The organism is Pseudomonas sp. L7 (assembly GCF_046605565.1).
Classification (GTDB): domain Bacteria; phylum Pseudomonadota; class Gammaproteobacteria; order Pseudomonadales; family Pseudomonadaceae; genus Aquipseudomonas; species Aquipseudomonas wayambapalatensis.
Window position 1 is genome coordinate 2,993,407 of sequence record NZ_CP176784.1, and the last position, 20,858, is coordinate 3,014,264.

The following is a 20,858-nucleotide window of genomic DNA, read 5'->3' on the forward strand; positions in this document are numbered from 1 at the left end:
ATCCGATGCGCTACGAATTCAGCGAAGTCCTGAACGACCTGGTCGACTATTTCCTCGTCGGCGACATCCAGCGACTGGCGCGTTTCAAGGATGACAACGCGCTACCCGACGACCTTGCCCACGAATTCACCCACCCCCGCACCGACACCGACAGCGGCGACCGCGCCGTGCTCGAAGGCGTGGTACTGCCCCTGGCAGGCATCGATAACCTGCCCTACCGCATCATCTTCAGCCTTGACGAACGAACCCCGGCCCTGCTCGAAGCCGGCAGTCGCGTGGCACACCGCCGCGCAGGCTACGTGCTGCACGTGGAGAACCGCGCGCTGATGCTGTTCACCTGGCGCATGCTGCAGCACTTCACCAACAAAACCCTTGGCGACTTCATGGCCCGCTACCAGGTGCCGGGCCGACCGATGATCGAACTCGACAACGGCTGGTACCAGGTCGAGGTCCTTGCCGGCGCAGTAGTACGTGACGGGCTGTACGAGCCGGCGTTCGAGTTCCTGCTCAGTCGCACCCACTGCCACCGGCCAGCCCCCGATATCGACATTGGCTATCGCTTTTCGCTGGGCGGCGAAGTGCCCTCCGTCATCCCGCACTGATCCACCGCTCACCACGCCCCACCCTCGGCGAGCCCCTGCAGGCGCCGGTAGTCGCGCAGCACGTTGGGCACATAGCGCCGGGTTTCGGCAAAGGGCGGCACCACGCGACCACGGCTGATCACCGCGTCAGGCCCGGCGTTGTAGGCTGCCACGGCCAGGGTGATGTCGTTGTCGAACAGCCTGAGCATGCGCTTCAGGTAGCGCGCCCCGCCCTGCACATTGTCTTTGGGGTCGAGGACGTCCTTGACCCCCATCTCCCGGGCGGTATCGGGCATCAATTGCATCAATCCGGCAGCCCCCTTGGCCGAGCGGGCCTTGGGGTTGTAGCCGGACTCGGCCTTGATCACGGCATGCAGCAACGCCTGGGGCACTTCGTGCAGGCGGGCCGCATCCGCTACCAGGTCAGCGTAGGGGCGCCCAGTCAACAGTTGCGCCTCCAGAGGGCCGGCCTGGGGGCGGGTCTCGCTGATGACCCGCTCATACTGGCGCCCCGGTCGATGCACGTTGGACAGCACGTAGGTGCCACCCGCGCCGATGGAGATGTACACGTCAGCCTGGGCCGCACCTGCCAGCAGCCCGATCAAGCCAAGGATGAGTCCACGCATGTCGGTCGTCTCCCCGCCGTGCCCCCCCCGATGTGGGGGAAATGCCCCGAAAAACCCGGGCCCTGCAGCTCTCACGCAAGCAGCGTGCCGCTTGCCTGAGCCGCATGCCACAAGGCCGCAAGGCAGACGTGCACGGCTGTTGCATGGGGGCCTGCACACGCATCGGAGGGCATCGCCATGCAGCGCCGCATTCGCACACAACGTGGTTTCACCCTGCTCGAACTTCTGGTGGTGCTGGTGGTGCTCGGCCTGCTGGCCGGCATCGTCGCGCCCAAGTACTTCAGCCAGCTCGGCCGCTCCGAAGCCAAGGTTGCCCGGGCGCAGATCGAAGGGCTGGGCAAGGCACTGGACCTGTACCGCCTCGAGGTGGGCCACTACCCCAGCAGCGAGCAGGGTTTGCAGGCGCTGGTCACCGCCCCCGGTGGCGAGGCGCGCTGGTCCGGCCCTTATCTGCAGAAGGCCGTGCCCCAAGACCCTTGGGGCCGCCCTTACATCTATCGTCAGCCGGGTGAGAACGGTGGCGAGTACGATCTGCTGTCGATGGGCAAGCACGGCCAGCCCGGTGGTGACGGCGAAAACGCCGAAGTCACCAGTTGGCAGTGAGGGCATTCGCCATGCGCTACAGCCTCAAGGCCCTCGGCAGGCAGGGTATCGTGCAAATGCAGGTCGAAGCTGAGGATGCCGAGCATGCCCGGCGCCAGGTTCAGGACCAGGGGCTGCGGGTAGTGAGCCTGCAACGCCAGGGGTTGTCCTGGTCGCATGGCAACTGGCGGCGCGCTAAGCCCTTCGACCTGGTGCTGTTCAGCCAGGAGCTGGGGACTCTGCTCGACGCCGGCCTGTCCCTGATCGACGCCCTGGAAAGCCTGGCGCAAAAGGCGCCGAACGCCCCGGCGCGCAAGGTGCTTGGCCAACTGGTGAGCCAGCTGTACGAAGGCCGTTCGCTGTCCCAGGCGCTGGCCCAGCAGCCCCGGATCTTCCCCGGGCTCTATGTGGCGCTGGTGCAATCCAGCGAGCGCACCGGAGCCCTGGGTGATGCCCTCGGCCGCTATATCAGTTATCGCCAGCGCCTGGACCTGGTGCGCCAGAAGCTTGTGGGCGCGTCGGTCTATCCCTTGTTGCTGTTGTTGGTCGGAGGTGGGGTCGTATTGTTTCTGCTCGGTTATGTGGTGCCGCGCTTCAGCCTGGTGTTCGAGGGCATGGGCAGCGAACTTCCGTGGCTGTCGCGGGTGCTGATGAAGGTCGGCCTGTTTCTGCATGCCCAGCAACTGCCCTTGGGGCTCGGCACACTGACAGGCATCCTCACCCTGGTGCTGCTGCGCCGCCACCCGCGTGTGCGCCGCGTTGCCAACCGCCAACTGCAGCGCCTGCCGGCCTTGCACCAGCGCTTGCTGATGTACGAGCTGGCGAGGTTCTATCGTTCGCTGGGGATCCTGCTGCAGGGTGGCATTCCGATCCTGACCGCAATGGGGATGGCGCGCGGACTGCTCGGCAGCGCTGCAGGCGAAGGGCTGGAGCGTGCAGCGCGGCAGGTGGGCGAAGGGCTAGCCTTGTCGGCGGCGCTGGAGGCTGGCGGGCTGGTCACGCCGGTGTCGCTGCGTCTGCTGCGGGCGGGCGAGCAATCAGGGAACCTGGGGCAGATGCTCGAACGTTGCGCCGATTTCCATGACCAGGAGATCGGTCGTTGGGTCGAGTGGTTCGTGCGCTTGTTCGAACCACTGCTGATGACCTTCATCGGGCTGCTGATCGGGCTGATCGTGATCCTGATGTACATGCCGATCTTCGAGTTGGCCTCGAGCATTCATTGAGCGGGGCACAACGCCGATCTCAATAGTCGAAGCGCTCCACTGCCCGCCGCCGCTCGTTGTCGTCACGTCGGTCGTACCCTGCGGTGGTCTGGATGTTCACATGGTGGGCAAGCTTCTGGGCAATCGACAGGTCGTGCTCCTCGATCACCCGGGTAATGAACGCCCTGCGAAAATCGTGCGGCATGATCTTGGCTCCCACCTGCGCGCCACGCTGGCGGGCGATGTAGTAGATCGCATGCTTGGTGATGCGCGCACGGGTGATATGGCTGCCCCGGCGAATCCGGTTGAAGAGGAAGGGATCGTCCGCCGCGCCCTCCGGCAACTGCGCGCGGCGCAGCTCGAGCCAGGCCTGCAGCTTGTCGAAGGCCCAGGCCGGGGCGTACTTGACCAGTTGCCGATTGCCCTTGCCCAGCACCTGCAGGCTGTGTTCGTGGAAGTCGACATCGCACAAGTCGATGTCCACCGACTCGGACTTGCGCATCCCGGTGCCGTACAGCAAGGCGATGATCGCCGCATCGCGCACACCTTGCGGCCGCGGATCGGCAGCGCAGACTTCCATCAGCTCACGGATCAGGCTGCGTCGCAGGTTGCGCCCGGGTGGCAGGCGCGTGCCGCTCGCAGGCTTGACCTCGCGAATCCTGAGTAGATGCTCGTGGTCGATCAGCCCCTGGCGCCAGGCCTCATTCATCACCCCGCGCACCGCGTTGACGTACAGCGAAGAGGTATTGGGTGCAAAACCATCGGCACGCAAGGCTGCCACCAGGGCAATGACGTGGCCAGGTTCGATCAGGTGCCAGGGCACCGCGGCGATGTCGCAATCGGCGAACCCCAGCCGGTCGGCGGCATCCTGGAGGATATAGCGCATGGTCAACTGGCTGGAGGGCGCCAGGCGCGCCAGGTACTGCAGCAAGGGATTGTGCAGGGAATCGGTCAAAACGTGGATCCTGTAGCGTGAAACGAGTCATCACCTTGATACACAAGGCTTTTATCGATGGCGAACGCGGATGGTACCTGATGATCGACCACGGATCGAACGCGCGGCGACACAACACCACCTGGTGCAGGCTAAAGTGGAAGACAACCCAGACCACCGCCGAGCGCCCATGGCTTTCCACCGCCTGACCCGAACCCACCCACGCCTGACCCTTGCCACGCTTGTCGGCCTGCTCGGCGGCTGGCTGATCCCCGCAGACGACTGGACGCAGCGTTTTCTCGCAGGCTGGAACCTCGGTGTCTGGCTGTACCTAACGCTGGTGCTGTGGCTGACCTGGCGCGCTACATCCCAAACCGTGCGCAAGGTCGCCAATGTCGAGGACGAAAACGCAGGCCTGGTCCTGTTCACCGTCTGCATTGCAGCCATTGCCAGCCTGGTCGCCGTGACCCTGCAACTGGCGTCCAGTCGCGGCCTGCACGGCAGCGCGCAGGCCCTGCACTACCTGTATACCGGCCTGACCGTGGCCGGATCCTGGCTGTTGATCGGCTGTATCTTCAGCCTGCACTACGCGCGGCTGTTCTACACCGACAGCCACAAGGAGCCCCCTCTGCGCTTCGCCGATGGCGAACGCAACCCCGATTACTGGGACTTCCACTATTTCTCCTTCACCCTCAGTGTCGCGGTCCAGACCTCGGACATAGGCGTGGCCAGCCGAGCCATGCGCCGGGTGGTGCTGGCCCACTCCCTGGTCAGTTTCGTGTTCAACACCGCGATCCTGGGTTTCACCATCAATATCGCCGCCGGCCTGCTCAGTTGACCGCTGGTCCGAAAGCGCAGGTCGGTCAGGTTCGCGCCCGTTGCTCGCCAAGCCACGCGGAAAACGTTTGCCCCCATGGACGCCCGTGATTTGCCGGAGCCACGTGGATGTGACCTGTGTCATGCATTCGCCGATTTGTCATCTTCGCTGCGCGACACTGGCGCCGTAGCTGCTATGTTTAAGTTTCGCTGTCCCCCCGCCCTTCACGACAAGGCCAGGCACAGGGTTCAGCGACCAGGCGCCCGAACACCCGGAAATGGAGGCTGGCATGAACAAGATGACGTTCCCCAACGCCTGCCAGGTGATGCGCTGGCATTTCCACCCGCTGGGCTTCGAGGCCAGCATGGATGCACCACGCAGCATGGTCGCGCGCTTGTTCGACCGGGCCACTGGCGAAACCCTGCTGGCCATCGCCGGCATTCCCTGCGCCGCGATCATGGCTGCGGCAGATGTGGAGCGCATCATCGAGGCAGTCGAAGCCGAGATGGACGCCTTCAACCCCTTCCCTACCCTGCGCGACGCGGGTTAGCCGTTCTCGCCCTGCTTCAGCCGTTGCATGAACTGCTCGGCCGGTGCCGGCTGACCCAGCAAGTAGCCCTGCAGCGAATCGCAGCCCAGGCGGGTCAGGAAGTCCTGCTGACGATCGGTTTCAACGCCCTCGGCAACGATCCGCAAACCCAATGCCTGCCCCAACGCAACGATCGCCGAAACGATCGCGGCATCGTCGCTGTCATGCTCGAGGTCGCGGACAAAACCGCGGTCGATCTTCAGCTCGTTCGCCGGCAGGCGCTTGAGGTACATCAGGCTGGAATAGCCCGTCCCGAAGTCGTCGATGGACAAATCGACGCCCATGTCCGACAAGCGCTGCAACACCGTCAGGCTGGCATCGGCATCGCGCATGGCGGTGGTTTCGGTGATTTCCAGGGTCAGGCGGTTGGCCGGCAGGCCGTTGTCGGCCAAGGCTCGCGAGACACTGTCAACCAACCCTGAATGGCAGAACTGGATGGCCGACAGGTTCACCGCGATGCGCCAGTGTCCATGGCCCTGATCCAGCCACAGGCGCATCTGCCGGCAGGCTTCGCCCAGCACCCATTCGCCGATGGGGATGATCAGGCCGGTCTTCTCCGCCAGGCCGATGAAACGGTCCGGCAGCAACAGCCCTTGCTGCGGGTGCTCCCAACGCAACAAGGCCTCGGCACCGATCGGCGTACATTGGTGCGCTTCGAACTTGGGTTGGTAATACAGCCGGAACTGGTCATGCTCGAGCGCCGCGCGCAGGTCCTGCAGCAATTGCAGCTGTTGGCGGGCGTTACTGTTCATCGAGGTGTCGAAAAAACTGTAGCCGTTCTTGCCCGCGCTCTTGGCGTGATACATGGCCGCATCGGCATTGCGCAGCAGCTCGTGCTGGTCCTGGCCATTACCCGGGTAGAGCACGATACCCAGGCTTGCCGACAATTGCAGGTCGTGCTCTGCAACACGAAATGGCCTGGCTACCAAGTTAACCTGTTTGTCCGCCACGCCCACAGCATCGTCCGGCTCCTGCAACTCGACCAGCAGGACAAACTCGTCACCACCAATCCGCGCCAAGGTGTCCTGGCTATGCAGATGTCCACGCAGCCGCGCAGCCACCGCCTTGAGCAACTGGTCGCCAACATGATGGCCGAAGGCATCGTTGACCGGCTTGAACCCGTCCAGGTCGATGAACATCAGCGCAAAGCAACCACCTTGCTCTGCCACCTTGGCCATGGCCTGCTCGATACGGTCGGCCAGCAAGGTGCGGTTCGGCAGCCCGGTCAGGGTGTCGTGCAGGGCCAGTTGCGTCAGCTCCTGGTTGGCCTGGGTCAATGAGCGCGCAAGTTCCGCGGTGCGGGATTCGAGGCGCGCGTCCAGCACCGACGTCAGCAAGGCCACCGCCAGCACCGCCAGGGTGGTGATCAGTACTGCATAGTCCAGCCAGTCGCCAGACAACCCGCCGACCAGCGCACCGCAGTAACTACCCTCGGGGAAGTTGGCCGCCGCCATGCCGGTGTAGTGCATGCCGACGATGGCAACCCCCATCAGCACCGCTGCGGCACCGCGGATCTGCCGAACGTACGGCGTCTGCCTGCGCAGGCGGAAGGCAATCCATAAGGCTGCCGCCGAGGCGCCCACGGCGATGGCCAGCGAAGCACCGAACAGCGCCGGGTCGTAGTCGATCCCGGGCAGCATCTGCAAGGCAGCCATGCCGGTGTAGTGCATGCAGGCAATCCCGGTGCCCATGAACAGCGCACCCAAGCCCACCTGCGGGCAACTCAACCGCGGCTGGCTGACCAACCACAAGGCAAAGCCTGCAGATAACACGGCGATCAGCAGTGACAACGCGGTCAAGCCCAGGTCGTAGCCCAGCTCGATGGGCAACTCGAAGGCCAACATGCCGATGAAATGCATCGACCAGATGCCGATTCCCATCGCCAGCGCCCCGCCGCCCATCCACAGATACACCGCGCGTCCCTTGGCGGTGGCGATGCGGCCTGCGAGGTCGAGTGCGGTGTAGGACGCCAGGATGGCCACGCACAGCGAGATCAACACCAGCGAAGAGGAGTAGCTACCTGTCAGCATTTCAAGTTCCGGCAGAGGGCGAGGAAGGGCCCGGAAAAGGCGGAGGATTTTACGCGAACAGGGAGGAAAGGCACGGGATTTTGCGGGGACTACAGGGTGGAAGATCCCGCGGTCGGTTACGCACGGTGCCGGCGTTATCGCGGGCTTGCCCCGCGATAACGCCGGCACTGCAACCTTACTGTTTGTCAGCCTCTGCGAACGCCGGCCCCGCTTCCCAGCCGCCGCCCAATGCCGCGATCAACTGCACGCTGGCCACCAGGCGCCCCTGCAGCAGATTCAGCACACTGCGTTCGTTGCTCAGCGCCGTGGTCTGCACGTTCACCACATCCAGATAGCCGATCAATCCGGCACGGTACTGGTTCTCGGTCAGGCGCAACGATTCACGGGCAGCATCCAGCGCTTCCTGGCGTACCACCGCTTCGTCGGCATACACCTTCAACTGCACCAGGTAGTTCTCGACCTCCTTGAAGCCATCGAGCACCGTCTGGCGATACTGCGCTACGGTCTGGTCGTAGACCGCCACGGTGCGGTCCACCTCGGCGCTACGCTTGCCAGCGTCGAACAGGGTCAATGCCAGTTGTGGCCCGACCGACCAGTAGCGATTCGGCAGCTCGATCCAGTTGTTGAAGCTGCTGCTCGAATAGCCGCCATTCATGCTCAACGACAGATCGGGGAAATAGGCCGCGCGCGAGACGCCGATGTTCGAGTTGGCGGCCATGACCTTGCGTTCGGCCGAGGCGATATCCGGACGACGCTCCAGCAACTGCGACGGCAAGCTCACCGGGATCGGCGGCAGCGCAGGGATATCGTTGCTGACGGCCAGCGAGAACTCGGCCGGCGCCTTGCCCATGAGCACGGCGATGGCATTTTCATACTGGGCGCGCTGCCAGGCCAGGTCGATCAGGTCGGCCTGGGTGCTCTTGAGCTGGGTACGTGCCTGGGCGACAGCGTCCGGGCCGGCGACGCCGGCGCGGTACTGGTTCTCGTTCATCCGCAGCGAGCGCTCGTAAGCGGCCACGGTGGCTTCGAGCAAGCGTTTCTGTTCGTCGATGACCCGCAGCTGCAGGTAGTTCTGTACCAGTTCCGACTGCTGGCTCAGGCGAATCGCCGCCATGTCCGCGAGGCTGGCCTGGGCGCTGGACTCGTTGGCATTCATGGTCTCGCGCAGTTTGCCCCAGAGGTCGATTTCCCAGCTCACGCCCAACTGCGCGTTGTAGGTGTCGCGAATGCCGCTGCTGTTGTTCGACAGGCTCGAGCTGGAACTGCCAGTGCCCTGGGCTGAACGGTTCTTGCTGGTGGTGAGGTTCAGCGACGGGAACAGCGACGCCCGGCTGCTGCGTACCAGGGCCTGGGCCTGACGGTACTGCGCTTCATACTGGGCGACCGTCTGGTTGCTGCGGTTGAGTTCCTCGACCAGGGCGTTCAGGCCCTTGTCGCCATACAGCTCCCACCAGGCACCGCGGGCGATGGCATCCGAGGGGTTGGCCTGGGTCCAGCCCTCGGCCTGCTTGAACTGCGTCGGGGTGCTGACCTCGGGGCGGTGATAATCGGGGCTCAGGGTACAGGCACTGAGCATCGCCACGCACAGGCCGGCGCCAAGCAGGCGCGATCCACGGCCACGGGTCAGCAATTGCAGGGCGCGGTGCAGCGGGGTCTGGGCAAAGTTCATAGCGGGGTTTCCAGGGCGGCGTCGGTGCGCACGCCGCGCCAACGGTTGAAACGGTGGCGCGCGCGGTCCAGGTACAGGTAGACCACGGGCGTGGTGTAAAGGGTGAGGATCTGGCTGAAGACCAGGCCACCGATGATCGTCAGGCCCAGCGGCTGGCGCATTTCCGCGCCTTCGGCCTGGCTGAGCAGCAACGGCAATGCGCCGAGGATGGCGGCGATGGTGGTCATCAGGATCGGTCGCAGGCGCAGCAGGCAGGCGCGACGGATCGACTCTTCCGGCGACAGGCCTTCATTGCGCTCCAGTTGCAGGGCCAGGTCGATCATCAGGATGGCGTTCTTCTTCACCACCCCGATCAGCAGGAACAGCCCCAGCAACGAGATCAGGCTGAACTCCCCGCCGGTCACGTAAAGCGTGAGCAATGCACCAACCCCCGCCGACGGCAGGGTCGAGAGGATGGTCAGCGGGTGGATGTAGCTCTCGTAGAGGATGCCCAGCACCAGGTACACCAGAACCAGTGCACCGAGGATCATCAACGGCTGACCCTGGGCGGTCTTGGTGAAGGCGTCGGCACTGCCACCGAGCTTGGCGATCACCGACTCCGGCAGGCCCAGCTTGGCCACCTCGCGCTCCAGCGCCGCCAGGGCCTGGTCGACGCTGTAGCCCTCGGCAACGTCGAAGGAGATGTCTTCGGAGGCGAACTGCCCCTCATGGCTGACCCGATCATTGGCCAGGCTGTTCTCGTAACGGGCGATGGTCGACAGCGGCACCCGCGCACCCTCGGCCGTGATCACCTGCACCTGCTCCAGGGTGCTCGGGTCCCAGGCGTATTTGGGGTTGATCTCCATTACCACCTGGTATTGGTTGAGGCTGTCGTAGATGGTCGAAATCTGCCGCTGGCTGTAGGCGTTGTTCAGCACGGCAGTGACCATGTCCATGTCAATGCCCAGGCGCTTGGCCTGGTCGCGATCGACCACCAGGGTCACTTGCTGGGTGCCGGCACCATCGCGGGCGTCGATGGCCGTCAGCTCGGGCAATTTGCGCAAGGCCGCGGCCACCTTGGGGAACCACTCGCGCAGGGCTGCCAGATCCCCGCTTTGCAGGGTGTAGAGGTATTGCGAGGTGCTTTGATCACGCCCGCCACCGCCCAGCTGCAGGTCCTGGTCGGCCATCAGGTACAGGCGCCCGCCCGGCACCTTCGGCAACTCCTTGCGCAGACGCTCGATGACCTTCTGCGCATTCTCCTTGCGCTCGGCGATCGGTTTCAGCCGTACCAGGACGAAGGCGTTGTTGGTGCCGCTGTTACCGCCAATGAAACCAGCGACGCTCTGCACGGCCGGGTCCTTGAGCAGCGCCCGGCGGTAGATTTCCATCTTCGGCTGCATCACGGTGAACGACAGCCCGTCATCGCCCCGCACGAAGCCCTGCAACTGACCAGTATCCTGCTGCGGCATCAGGGTCTTGGGCACGATCACGTACAGGGCGACGTTGAGCACGATGGTCGCCAACAGGCTGATCAGCGTCAGCCGGCGATGACGCACGGCCCAGCCCAGGCTCTTGTCGTACCCCTCGACCATGCGTTGGTGCACCCGGTCGCTCCAGCGCTGCAAACGCGTCTGGTGTTGTGGGGCATGGGGTTTGAGCCAGCGCGAGCAGAGCATCGGCGTGAGGGTCAGCGACACCAGCAGCGACACCAGGATTGCTGCGGCCAGGGTGATCGAAAATTCCTGGAACAGCCCGCGCACGATACCGCCCATGAACAGGATCGAGACGAACACCGCCACCAGCGAAACGTTCATCGACAGCAGGGTGAACCCCACTTCCTTGGCACCCAGAAACGCAGCGCGCATGGGCTTGGCGCCATTCTCGATGTGCCGGGAAATGTTCTCCAGCACCACGATGGCATCGTCCACCACCAGCCCTGTGGCCAGGATCAATGCCATCAGCGACAGGTTGTTCAGCGAAAAGCCACACAGGTACATGACCGCAAAAGTGCCCACCAGCGACACCGGCACGGCAAGGCTCGGAATCAACGAGGCACGCAGATTACCCAGGAACAGGTAGACCACCAGGATCACCAGCACCACGGCAATCAGAAGCGTGTGCTCGGCTTCCTTGAGCGTGGCCTTGATCACCGGCGAGCGGTCCATGGCGACGTTGAGCTTGACGCTGGCCGGCAGCAGCGACTGCAGGGCCGGAAGCTGGTCCTTGATCTGTTGCACGGTCTGGATGATGTTGGCGTTGGTCTGGCGGTTGACCACCAGCAGCACCGCCGCATCGTCGTTGAAGAAACCGCTGTTGTAGCGGTTCTCGACACCGTCGCTGACCTTGGCCACATCGGCCAGGCGCAGGATGGCACCGTTCTGCTGGCGGATCACCAGCGGCTTGTAGTCATCGGCCTTTTCCAGCTGGTCGTTGGCGCGAACCTGCCAGTTGCGCTCGGCATCCTCGACGAAGCCCATGGGCCGACGCTGGTTGGCGTTGGCCACGGCGGTGCGTACATCGTCCAGCGCCAGGCCATACTGGTTGAGCAACTGGGGCTCAAGCTCGATGCGCACCGCCGGCAGCGAACTGCCGCCGATCTGCACTTCCCCTACCCCACTGACCTGCGACAGGCTCTGCGAGAGGATGGTGTCGGCCAGGTCGTACAACTGCCCTTTGGACAGCACGTCCGAGGTCAGCGACAGCACCATGATCGGCGCCTGCGACGGGTTGACCTTCTTGTAGGTGGGCATGCTGCGCATGCCGCTGGGCAGCAGGTTGCGGGTGGCGTTGATTGCAGCCTGCACCTCGCGCGCCGCGCCGTCGATGTCGCGTCCCAGGTCGAAGCCGATGATCACCCGTGTCGAGCCTTGGCTTGAGCTGCTGGTCAGGGTGCTGACCCCGGCGATGCTGCCCAGCTTGCGCTCCAGCGGCGTTGCCACGGTCGAGGCCATCACCTCCGGGCTTGCGCCTGGCAGGCTGGCCTGCACCACGATGACCGGGAAGTCCATCTGCGGCAGCGGCGAGACCGGCAGCAGGCCGAAACTGACGCCACCGAGCAGCATGATCGCCAGGCTCAGCAGCATGGTCGCCACGGGCCGGCGAATGAACGGTCCGGACAGGTTCATGCCTCGGCCTGCGCGGTATCAGCGGCCGGGCGCCAGCGGCGCGCCAGGCGGTCGAAGTAGAGGTAGATGACAGGCGTGGTGAACAGCGTCAGCACCTGGCTGACCAGCAGCCCGCCGACCATCACCAGGCCCAGCGGTTGGCGCAGTTCGGCGCCGGAGCCGGTGGCGAGCATCAGCGGCAAGGCGCCGAACAGCGCTGCCAGGGTGGTCATCAGGATCGGCCGGAAGCGCAGCAGCGCGGCCTGGTAGATCGCCTCGCGCGGGCTCATGCCCTGGTGACGCTCCGCCTCCAGGGCGAAGTCGATCATCATGATCGCGTTCTTCTTGACGATACCGATCAGCAGGATGATACCGATGATGGCGATCATCCCAAGGTCGTTGCCACTGAGCAGCAGCGCCAGCAAGGCACCCACGGCCGCCGACGGCAGGGTCGAGAGGATGGTCACCGGGTGGATGTAGCTCTCGTAGAGCACGCCGAGCACGATGTACATGGTCACCACGGCGGCGAGGATCAACAGCAAGGTGCTCGACAGCGAGGCCTGGAAGGCTTCGGCGGCGCCCTGGAAGCGGGTCTGCACGCCCAGCGGCATGCCGATGTCCTGCTGCACCTGCTCGATCACCTGCACCGCTTCGCCCAACGACACGCCCTGCCCGAGGTTGAAGGACATCATCACGGCGGGGAACTGGCCGATGTGCGAAATGGCCAACTGCGCCTGGCGCTGTTCGATGCGCGCCAGCGCCGAGAGGCGAACCTGGCCGCCATCGGTGGCCTTGACATGAATCGACTCCAGCGCCTGCGGGCCAATGCTGGCCGCCGCCTGCGACTGCAGCACCACGCGGTACTGGCTGGCCTGGGTGTAGATGGTCGAGATCTGCCGCTGCCCGAAGGCGTCGTACAAGGCGTTGGTGATCTGCGCGACGGTGATGCCCAGGCGGCTGGCCATGTCGCGGTCGATCACCAGATACACCTGCAGGCCTTTGTCCTGCAGGTCGCTGGCAACGTCGGTGAGCTCAGGGCGCTGTTGCAGGGCATGGACCAGCTTGCCGCTCCACTCGGCGAGCATGTCCGGGTCAGGCGAGGACAGGCTGAACTGGTACTGGGTGCGGCTGACCCGGTCCTCGATGCTCAGGTCCTGTACCGGCTGCATGAACAGGCGAATACCCACCAGCCGGTCGAGCTGCGGCTGCAGGCGGCTGATCACCTGGCTGGCCGTGACATCGCGCTCGGCATGGGGCTTGAGGTTGATCAGCAGGCGCCCGCTGTTGAGCGTAGCGTTGTCCCCGTCCACACCAATGTACGAAGACAGGCTCTGTACCGCCGGGTCCTGCAGGATCACCTTGCTCAGCGCCTGCTGGCGCTCGCTCATGGCGCTGAACGAGATGGACTGGGGGGCTTCGGAAATGCCCTGGATCACCCCGGTGTCCTGCACCGGGAAGAAGCCCTTGGGCACGATGATGTAGAGGAACACCGTCAGCGCCAGCGAGCCCACCGCAACCAGCAAGGTCAGCGGCTGGTGCTTGAGCACCCACGTCAGGGCGTGGCTGTAGCGTTCGATCAGCCAGTCGATCCAGGCACCACTGGCGCGGTAGAAGCGGCTCTGCTCTTCTTCCTTGGGTTCGCGCTTGAGCAAACGCGCGCACATCATCGGCGTGAGCGTGAGCGATACCACCAGCGAGATCAGGATCGCCACCGCCAGGGTGATGGCGAACTCGCGGAAGAGCCGGCCGACGACATCGGCCATGAACAGCAGCGGAATCAGCACCGCGATCAGCGAGAAGGTCAGCGAAATCAGGGTGAATCCGATCTGCCGGGCGCCTTTGAGCGCTGCCTGCATCGGCGTTTCGCCTTCTTCGATGTGCCGGGAGATGTTCTCCAGCATGACGATGGCATCGTCCACCACGAAACCCGTGGCGATGGTCAGGGCCATCAAGGTCAGGTTGTTGATCGAAAAGCCGGCCAGGTACATCACACCGAAGGTGCCGATCAGCGACAGCGGTACGGCGATCGACGGAATGATCGTGGCGCTGACCCGCCGCAGGAAGACGAAGGTGACCATCACCACCAAGGCGATGGCGAACAGCAGCTCGTGCTGCACATCGCGCACCGCGGCGCGGATGGTCTGGGTTCGGTCGGTGAGCACGCTGACGTCGAGGCCAGCCGGCAGGTTGTCGGTGATCGACGGCAGCATCTCCTTGATGCGGTCGACCACTTCGATGACATTGGCCCCGGGCTGGCGCTGGATGTTCAGCAGCACCGCGTGGTTTTCATTGGCCCAGGCCGCCAGGCGCTCGTTCTCGGCACCGTCGACGATCTCGGCGACGTCCTTCAGGCGCAGCGGTGCGCCGTTGTTGTACTTGAGGATGAGGTTGGCGTATTCGTCGGGCGAACGCAGCTGGTCGTTGGCATCGAGCATCGACACCCGGGTCGGGCCATCGAAGTTGCCCTTGGGCTGGTTGACGTTGGAGGCGCCGATCAAGGTGCGCACATCGTCCAGGTTCAGGCCGTTGGCGGCCAGGGCATCGACGTTGACCTTGATCCGCACCGCCTGGCGCTGGCCGCCGGCGATGCTGACCATGCCGACGCCGCTGATCTGGGCGATTTTCTGCGCTACACGGGTGTCGACCAGGTCGTTGAGCTTGGGCAGCGGCATGGTGCCGGAACTGATGGCCAGGGTCAGCACCGGGGTATCGGCCGGGTTGACCTTGTTGTACACCGGCGGGGCCGGCAGGTCGCTGGGCAGCAGGTTGCTGGCGGCGTTGATCGCAGCCTGGACCTGCTGCTCGGCAACGTCCATGTTCATGTCCAGGTTGAAGCGCAGGGTCAGCACCGAGGCGCCGCCCGAACTGGTCGAGGCCATCTGGCTAAGGCCCGGCATCTGGCCGAACTGGCGTTCCAGCGGCGCAGTGACCGCGCTGGTCATCACCTGGGGGCTGGCGCCCGGGTAGAGGGTCATGACACGGATGGTCGGGTAATCGACCTGGGGCAAGGCTGCCACCGGCAGCATCTTGTAGGCGATCAGGCCGGCCAGGACGATGGCCAGCATGCTCAGCGTGGTGGCGACCGGGCGCAGGATGAACAGCCGCGAGATGTTCATGCGCCCGCCTTGCTCGACTCACCGGTCTGGGCCGAGCCCTTGGCTTCCTGGCCTTGCAGGTGCTGGCCAGGGGTGGTCGGCACTTGCGAGCTGTCGTCGACCACCTCGACCTGGGTGCCCTCGCGCAGGCGGTCGGTGCCTTCGAGCACCAGGCGCTCGCCGGCCTTCAGGCCCTCCAGGATCACGCTGTTCTCGCCGTCGCTGGCACCAACCTTGAGCTTGCGGACATTGACCTTGTTCTCGGCGTTGACCACATAGGCGAAGGTGCCGTCGTTGCCGAACTGGATCGCCGCCGCCGGGGCCAGCACCACCTGCTTGAGGGTATCGGCCAGCAGGCGCACGTTGACGAACTGGTTGGGGAACAGGGCGAGGTCCTTGTTCTCGAAGAAACCCTTGAACTTCAGGGTGCCAGTGGTGGTGTCGATCTGGTTGTCGAAACTGCCCAGCACACCGGTGGACTGCAGCTTGCGGTCACCGCGGTCCCAGGCCTCGACCGGCAGGCGCGCGCCACTGCGGTAGCGCTCGAGCACGGTGGCCAGTTCGGTTTCAGGGAGGGTGAAGGCGACGTTGATCGGTTCGGTCTGGGTGATCACCACCAGCGCGGTGGTGTCGTTGGCCGCCACCAGGTTGCCCAGATCGAGCTGGCGCAGGCCCAGGCGACCGCTGATGGGGGCACGAATCTGGGTGAACTCCAGGTTCAGGCGTGCGTCGTTCACCGCAGCCTGGTTGGTCTTGACCAGCCCCTGGAACTGCCCGACCTGGGCTTCGGCGGTGTCCAGTGTCTGCTTGGCGATGCTGTCTTCGGCGTACAGGCCTTTATAGCGGGCCAGATCGACCTGGGCGTTCTTCAGCTGCGCCTGGTTCTGCGCCAGGGTGCCCTCTGCCTGCTGCAGGGCAATCCGGTACGAGCGCGGGTCGATCTCGGCCAGCAGGTCGCCAGCCTTGACCTGCTGCCCTTCCTTGAAGTGGATCTTGACCAGCTCACCCGCCACCCGGCTGCGAACATTGACCGTGTTAGCCGCCGTGACCGTACCCAGTGCCTTGTAGTAGAGCGGGAAGTCGCCGACCCGCACAGGTTCGACGCGCACCGGCACCGGGTCGCTGGAGGCCCCGAAGCCTGGGCGCCCGCCTTTGCCCATGCGCACGCCCTGCTCCTTGTGCGTCGGGGCAGCGGCAGGCCACAGCCACCAGGCCAGCAAGGCCACCAGCAGCAGGATCAGCAGGCCGAACAGCCAGCGACGGGGAGAACGGGAGGCAGAAGCTTGCATGGGTTGAACGAACCTTGTTCAGAGAGTGGCGACCGGGGGAGATTGAACGATAAGCACTGGCATCGCTTTAGCAAAGGGCCTTTACCAGGCATTTACCATTGGCTGACGTTGCTAAAACGATGAACTTTAAATGAAAACGGCCCGGAATGGCTTCCGGGCCGGCGTAACAGTGTGTAAACCGCTAGGGCCGCACTGCAGCCCTCTGCCCGCGTTTACTTCAGAACAGCCAGAGCGGCGTCGTAGTTCGGCTCGTCGGCGATTTCCCCGACCAGTTCGGCGTGCAGCACCTTGTCGTTCTCGTCCAGTACCACAACGGCGCGGGCAGTCAGGCCGGCCAGCGGGCCGTCGGCGATGGCAACGCCGTAGTTCTCGATGAACTCACGACCACGCAGGGTCGACAGGTTCTTTACATTCTCCAGGCCTTCGGCGCCGCAGAAGCGCGCCTGGGCGAACGGCAGGTCGGCGGAGATGCAAAGCACCACAGTGTTGGCCAGGTCATTGGCCTGGGCATTGAACTTGCGCACCGAGGTAGCGCAGGTCGGAGTGTCGACGCTCGGGAAGATGTTCAGCACCTTGCGTTTGCCGGCATAGTCCTTCAGCGACTTGTCGGCCAGGCCTTCGCCGACCAGGGAAAAGGCAGGCGCCTGGGCACCGACCTTGGGCAGCTCGCCCTTGACCTGAACCGGGTTGCCTTTGAGAGTCACTTGAGCCATGGCAGAAATCCTTATAGGGGTTTGAAAAGGATTCCGAGTTAATCGCTTTTAGCGTCGGGCTGCAAGCTTCGAGCAACAGGCAGGCGCGGATTGCCGCGCGCCCGCCTGCTCTGTGCGACGGCCTCAGTTCAGCAGGCCGTAGACCACCGAACTCAGGGCCACCAGGCCGATCGCCACGACGAAGAGGTTGGACATCGCACCGCTGTACTTGCGCATCGACGGCACACGACGGATGGCGTACATCGGCATCAGGAACAGCAGCACCGCGAGGATCGGGCCGCCCAGCGACTCGATCATGCCCAGAATGCTCGGATTGAGCGTGGCGACGATCCAGCACACCACCAGCATCAGCGCCGCGACCACACGATCCAGGGCCTTGGCCCCCGGGCGCAGGCCGGTCTTGACGATGATCCCCTTGAGGCCTTCGCTGGCACCGATGTAGTGGCCCAGGAACGACTTGGCGATGGCGACGAAGGCGATCAGCGGCGCGGCGAAGGCGATGGCCGGATTGCTGAAGTGGTTGGCCAGGTACGACAGGATCGACAGGTTCTGCGCCTTGGCCTCGGCCAGTTGCGCGCTGCTCAGGGTCAGCACGCAGCTGAACACGAAGAACAGCACCATCACCACCATCAGCAGATGGGCACGGGCCAGGATCTGCCCACTGCGCGCGTCGGCATGCTCGCCATAACGGCGCTTCTGATCGACCGCGAAGGCCGAAATGATCGGCGAGTGGTTGAACGAGAACACCATTACCGGGATCGCCAGCCACAGGGTGTGGAGGAAGGCCGAACCAGACGGCAACTGGCCAGCAGTATCGAGAATGCCACCATTCCAGTGCGGCACCAGGTACAGGGCCAGCAGCGCCAGGGCGACGATAAAGGGATACACCAGCAGGCTCATGACCTTGACCGTGGCCTGCTCACCGCAGCGCACAATGGCCAGCAGGCCGAGGATCAGCACGAACGAGAGGATCGCGCGGGGTGGTGGCGTCATGTGCAACTGGTGCTCCATGAAGCTTGCGACCGTGTTGGTCAGCGCCACGCTGTAGATCAGCAGGATCGGGAAGATGGCGAAGAAGTACAGCACGGTGATCAGCGCACCGGCGGTGATGCCGAAATGCTCCTCGACCACCTCGGTGATATCGCCGCCCTTGCTGCCGGACAGCACGAAACGGGTCAGCGCACGGTGTGCGTAGTAGGTCATGGGGAAGGCCAGCACGGCCAGGATCAGCAGCGGCCAGAAGCCGCCGAGGCCGGCGTTGATCGGCAGGAACAGCGTGCCTGCGCCGATGGCCGTGCCGAACAGGCCCAGCATCCAGGTGGTGTCTTGACGCGACCAGCTACCGAGGGTGGCTTGTTGGGTCGATTCGAAGCGTTGTTCGACGCTTTGGGCCTGCTCATTCATTCCGGGTGCAACTCCACTCGCAAGACTGCAACAGGCTGAGAGTGGCGAAATAGAAGCCTCACGCCACCTCAACCGAAAAAGAGGGGCGCGATTGTGCACTGAATAGGTGCTGTTGCGAAGCCCCGTCCGAGGGACGGCACCTGTTTTGAGAAGAGGAAGCGAATCGTTGTGGGAGCGGCGGTTCGCCGCTGCGACTTGCCCGCGAAGGCGTCGGTAATCTCACCTCTTTGTTTCGCGGGCAAGCCCGCTCCCACAGGCCAGGCATGCCTGGCCCGGCGGATCAGCCCTGCTGCACCGCCGCAAACGCCTCGGCGACACGCTGCAGGTTGTCCGGACGCAAGCCAGCCATGCACACCCGGCCGCTGTCGATGATGTAGACACCGAATTCGTCACGCAGGCGGCGCGCCTGCTCGGCACTGAAGCCGGTGTAGCTGAACATGCCACGCTGGCGCAGGAAGAACTGGAAGTCCTGGCCTGGCAACTGCTTGGCCAGTGCATCGACCAGCCCCTGGCGCATGTCGAGGATACGCTTGCGCATGGTCTCGACTTCCGCCTGCCACTGGGCGTTCAGGCCGGCATCGCCGAGCACGCCGGCGACCAGCAGCGCACCATGGCTGGGTGGGCTGGAGTAGTTGCGGCGCACCGTGGCCTTGAGCTGACCCAGCACGCTCTGGGCGCTCTGGGCATCATCGCTGACCACCGACAGGCCCCCTACCCGCTCGCCATACAGCGAGAAGATCTTGGAGAACGAGTTGCTGACCAGGCACGGCACACCGGCACGGGCCATTTCACGGATAGCGTAGGCGTCTTCGGCCAGACCTTCGCCGAAGCCCTGATAGGCGATGTCGAGGAACGGAATCAGCTCGCGAGCCTTGACCACCTCAACCACTTGCTGCCACTGGCTCTGGCTCAGGTCGACGCCGGTAGGGTTGTGGCAGCACGGGTGCAGCAGGACGATGCTGTGCTTGGCCAGGGTCTGCAGGCTCGCCAGCATGCCGTCGAAGTCCAGGCCGCGGGTGGCCTGGTCGAAGTACGGGTAGGTGTGCACCTTGAAGCCCGCGCCTTCGAAGATCGCGCGATGGTTGTCCCAGGTCGGATTGCTCACCCACACCTCGGACTGCGGGAAGTAGCGCTTGAGGAAGTCGGCACCGACTTTCAGTGCACCCGAGCCGCCCACGGTCTGCACGGTGGCGACACGTCCGCCGGTCACTGCCGGATGGTCGGCACCGAACAGCAGCGCCTGGATCGCCTGGCGGTAGCTGGCCAGGCCTTCCATGGGCAGGTAAAGCGAAGCCTCATGCGGCTGGCCGGCCAGACGCTCCTCGACCTTGCCCACCGACGGCAGCTGCGGCACCACGCCAGCTTCGTCGTAGTACAGACCGATACTCAGGTTGACCTTGTCGGCGCGGGGATCGACCTTGAAGGCTTCCATCAACGAGAGAATCGGGTCGCCGGCATAGGCATCGACATGTTTGAACACAGCGTGCAGCTCCTTGGATCAGGACAGTTCGGAAAGGCTTCCCCGAGCATACCTGCAGTGACGCGCAAGGAACATCACTGAATGTGCAAGGTGTGAATGCAGGTTTGCATAGCAGTGCCGATAGTGCACATCTGCTGATATTTGCTGCGCGATTCCCGTAGGTGCGAGCCGTTTTTCAGGTACTGAGCAAGATTGCAGGAGATTCCCACAGAAAAGCCGGATCCAACCGGCAGATTGCTGTATCCCCATCCAGGCATCGTTCGCAGCTCGTCGGACCAGCCCATCAGCTGAGGAGCGCGCATGCGAACCGAAAAGACTTATCACTATATCGGTCACTACGGAATTGCATTCGACGTCAGTGAATTCACTATCCAACCAGGCGAATGCTGTGACATCCGAACACTTTCCTTACCTTACGCACACAAATCGCGTCATCAGATACTTGAGAAAGCACAGGAGCTCTATGAGCGGATGCTTCCCGGGAAACAGGTCGCCAGTGGAGCAGGCACTTTAGCGGGCGCAGCTGTCGGTACGGCTGCAGGGGCTGCTGCAAGTTGGCTGATCAAAGGAAAGATACCGACCTTTCATGCCGGCGATGTACTTGTTGCCCTAGAAGCATCGGTCGAGGGTGGTATTGGCCCACAGCACACTACAGTCATGATGATTCTATGAGAACGAGATGCCTGAAATAATCCAGATAGCGTGCATTGTCGTCACCAGCCTGTTACTCGACTGGCTATGCAAGCCCATTGCGCTACGCA

The 20,858-nt window shown here is 64.0% G+C and carries 16 protein-coding genes; 6 read left to right on the forward strand and 10 right to left on the reverse strand.

The genetic code is table 11. The features are described from left to right. Positions 1–5 precede the first annotated feature (5 nt). On the forward strand, positions 6–602 hold the full coding sequence (locus ACK3BK_RS13510) for a hypothetical protein (protein ID WP_186722194.1): 597 nt from the start codon (positions 6–8) through the stop codon (positions 600–602). An 8-nt stretch (positions 603–610) separates the two neighbouring features. Here the strand turns inward: ACK3BK_RS13510 and ACK3BK_RS13515 are convergent, their stop codons facing one another. Next, positions 611–1,207: a lytic transglycosylase domain-containing protein gene (locus ACK3BK_RS13515; protein WP_186664327.1), complete on the reverse strand. Its 597-nt coding sequence runs from the start codon at positions 1,205–1,207 to the stop codon at positions 611–613. Positions 1,208–1,384: 177 nt separating this feature from the next. Between ACK3BK_RS13515 and gspG the strand changes: the two genes are divergently transcribed. Continuing rightward, positions 1,385–1,810, forward strand: coding sequence for a type II secretion system major pseudopilin GspG (gene gspG / locus ACK3BK_RS13520; RefSeq protein WP_411382596.1), 426 nt, complete (start codon positions 1,385–1,387; stop codon positions 1,808–1,810). Between the two features lie 11 nt (positions 1,811–1,821). Beyond that, a complete protein-coding gene (locus tag ACK3BK_RS13525) occupies positions 1,822–3,012 on the forward strand; it encodes a type II secretion system F family protein (RefSeq protein ID WP_411382597.1) in 1,191 nt (396 codons plus the stop codon). A gap of 19 nt (positions 3,013–3,031) precedes the next feature. Here ACK3BK_RS13525 and xerC read toward each other — a convergent pair whose 3' ends face one another. Then, entirely contained in the window at positions 3,032–3,946 is a 915-nt protein-coding gene (gene xerC / locus ACK3BK_RS13530; RefSeq protein WP_411382598.1) for a tyrosine recombinase XerC, read from the reverse strand. 169 nt (positions 3,947–4,115) lie between these two features. Between xerC and ACK3BK_RS13535 the strand changes: the two genes are divergently transcribed. Both ACK3BK_RS13535 and ACK3BK_RS13540 read left to right on the forward strand, forming a co-directional pair. Beyond that, positions 4,116–4,763: a DUF1345 domain-containing protein gene (locus ACK3BK_RS13535; RefSeq protein ID WP_186708991.1), complete on the forward strand. Its 648-nt coding sequence runs from the start codon at positions 4,116–4,118 to the stop codon at positions 4,761–4,763. Between the two features lie 268 nt (positions 4,764–5,031). Then, positions 5,032–5,292, forward strand: a complete 261-nt coding sequence (locus ACK3BK_RS13540; RefSeq protein WP_186664320.1) for a DUF1652 domain-containing protein — start codon at positions 5,032–5,034, stop codon at positions 5,290–5,292. Here the strand turns inward: ACK3BK_RS13540 and ACK3BK_RS13545 are convergent. From ACK3BK_RS13545 to ACK3BK_RS13580, 8 genes are all read right to left on the reverse strand, one after another. Further along, a complete protein-coding gene (locus ACK3BK_RS13545; RefSeq protein WP_411382599.1) occupies positions 5,289–7,361 on the reverse strand; it encodes a putative bifunctional diguanylate cyclase/phosphodiesterase in 2,073 nt (690 codons plus the stop codon). The genes ACK3BK_RS13540 and ACK3BK_RS13545 overlap by 4 nt on opposite strands. A 175-nt stretch (positions 7,362–7,536) precedes the next feature. Then, positions 7,537–9,030 (reverse strand): efflux transporter outer membrane subunit, encoded by a 1,494-nt coding sequence (locus ACK3BK_RS13550; RefSeq protein ID WP_411382600.1) that lies wholly within the window; start codon positions 9,028–9,030, stop codon positions 7,537–7,539. Next, positions 9,027–12,137: an efflux RND transporter permease subunit gene (locus tag ACK3BK_RS13555; RefSeq protein ID WP_186708926.1), complete on the reverse strand. Its 3,111-nt coding sequence runs from the start codon at positions 12,135–12,137 to the stop codon at positions 9,027–9,029. Before ACK3BK_RS13555 ends, ACK3BK_RS13550 begins: the two co-directional genes overlap by 4 nt. Beyond that, complete coding sequence (locus ACK3BK_RS13560) at positions 12,134–15,232, reverse strand: MdtB/MuxB family multidrug efflux RND transporter permease subunit (protein ID WP_411382601.1); 3,099 nt, start codon at positions 15,230–15,232, stop codon at positions 12,134–12,136. The genes ACK3BK_RS13555 and ACK3BK_RS13560 overlap by 4 nt, the downstream gene beginning before the upstream one ends. Beyond that, positions 15,229–16,500 carry an MdtA/MuxA family multidrug efflux RND transporter periplasmic adaptor subunit gene (locus ACK3BK_RS13565; protein ID WP_411382602.1) on the reverse strand — a complete coding sequence of 424 codons (1,272 nt, stop codon included), beginning with the start codon at positions 16,498–16,500 and terminating at the stop codon, positions 15,229–15,231. Before ACK3BK_RS13565 ends, ACK3BK_RS13560 begins: the two co-directional genes overlap by 4 nt. Positions 16,501–16,712: 212 nt before the next feature. Next, positions 16,713–17,213 (reverse strand): thiol peroxidase, encoded by a 501-nt coding sequence (gene tpx / locus ACK3BK_RS13570; RefSeq protein ID WP_186664309.1) that lies wholly within the window; start codon positions 17,211–17,213, stop codon positions 16,713–16,715. 123 nt (positions 17,214–17,336) lie between these two features. After that, the gene (locus tag ACK3BK_RS13575; protein ID WP_186664307.1) at positions 17,337–18,617 is read right to left on the reverse strand and encodes a serine/threonine transporter; all 1,281 of its coding nucleotides are present in this window, start codon (positions 18,615–18,617) and stop codon (positions 17,337–17,339) included. Positions 18,618–18,897: 280 nt separating this feature from the next. Further along, positions 18,898–20,097: an aromatic amino acid transaminase gene (locus ACK3BK_RS13580; protein WP_186664305.1), complete on the reverse strand. Its 1,200-nt coding sequence runs from the start codon at positions 20,095–20,097 to the stop codon at positions 18,898–18,900. A gap of 300 nt (positions 20,098–20,397) precedes the next feature. Between ACK3BK_RS13580 and ACK3BK_RS13585 the strand changes: the two genes are divergently transcribed. Beyond that, on the forward strand, positions 20,398–20,769 hold the full coding sequence (locus ACK3BK_RS13585) for a hypothetical protein (RefSeq protein ID WP_411382603.1): 372 nt from the start codon (positions 20,398–20,400) through the stop codon (positions 20,767–20,769). Positions 20,770–20,858: the final 89 nt, after the last annotated feature.

What these genes read in the sequence shown, in the direction of transcription:
- ACK3BK_RS13510 (WP_186722194.1), top strand. Translation starts at nt 6, where the DNA reads ATGCGCTACGAATTCAGCGAAGTCCTGAACGACCTGGTCGACTATTTC.
- ACK3BK_RS13515 (WP_186664327.1), bottom strand. Translation starts at nt 1,207, where the DNA reads ATGCGTGGACTCATCCTTGGCTTGATCGGGCTGCTGGCAGGTGCGGCC.
- gspG (WP_411382596.1), top strand. Translation starts at nt 1,385, where the DNA reads ATGCAGCGCCGCATTCGCACACAACGTGGTTTCACCCTGCTCGAACTT.
- ACK3BK_RS13525 (WP_411382597.1), top strand. Translation starts at nt 1,822, where the DNA reads ATGCGCTACAGCCTCAAGGCCCTCGGCAGGCAGGGTATCGTGCAAATG.
- ACK3BK_RS13535 (WP_186708991.1), top strand. Translation starts at nt 4,116, where the DNA reads ATGGCTTTCCACCGCCTGACCCGAACCCACCCACGCCTGACCCTTGCC.
- ACK3BK_RS13540 (WP_186664320.1), top strand. Translation starts at nt 5,032, where the DNA reads ATGAACAAGATGACGTTCCCCAACGCCTGCCAGGTGATGCGCTGGCAT.
- ACK3BK_RS13545 (WP_411382599.1), bottom strand. Translation starts at nt 7,361, where the DNA reads ATGCTGACAGGTAGCTACTCCTCTTCGCTGGTGTTGATCTCGCTGTGC.
- ACK3BK_RS13550 (WP_411382600.1), bottom strand. Translation starts at nt 9,030, where the DNA reads ATGAACTTTGCCCAGACCCCGCTGCACCGCGCCCTGCAATTGCTGACC.
- ACK3BK_RS13555 (WP_186708926.1), bottom strand. Translation starts at nt 12,137, where the DNA reads ATGAACCTGTCCGGACCGTTCATTCGCCGGCCCGTGGCGACCATGCTG.
- ACK3BK_RS13560 (WP_411382601.1), bottom strand. Translation starts at nt 15,232, where the DNA reads ATGAACATCTCGCGGCTGTTCATCCTGCGCCCGGTCGCCACCACGCTG.
- ACK3BK_RS13565 (WP_411382602.1), bottom strand. Translation starts at nt 16,500, where the DNA reads ATGCAAGCTTCTGCCTCCCGTTCTCCCCGTCGCTGGCTGTTCGGCCTG.
- tpx (WP_186664309.1), bottom strand. Translation starts at nt 17,213, where the DNA reads ATGGCTCAAGTGACTCTCAAAGGCAACCCGGTTCAGGTCAAGGGCGAG.
- ACK3BK_RS13575 (WP_186664307.1), bottom strand. Translation starts at nt 18,617, where the DNA reads ATGAATGAGCAGGCCCAAAGCGTCGAACAACGCTTCGAATCGACCCAA.
- ACK3BK_RS13585 (WP_411382603.1), top strand. Translation starts at nt 20,398, where the DNA reads ATGCGAACCGAAAAGACTTATCACTATATCGGTCACTACGGAATTGCA.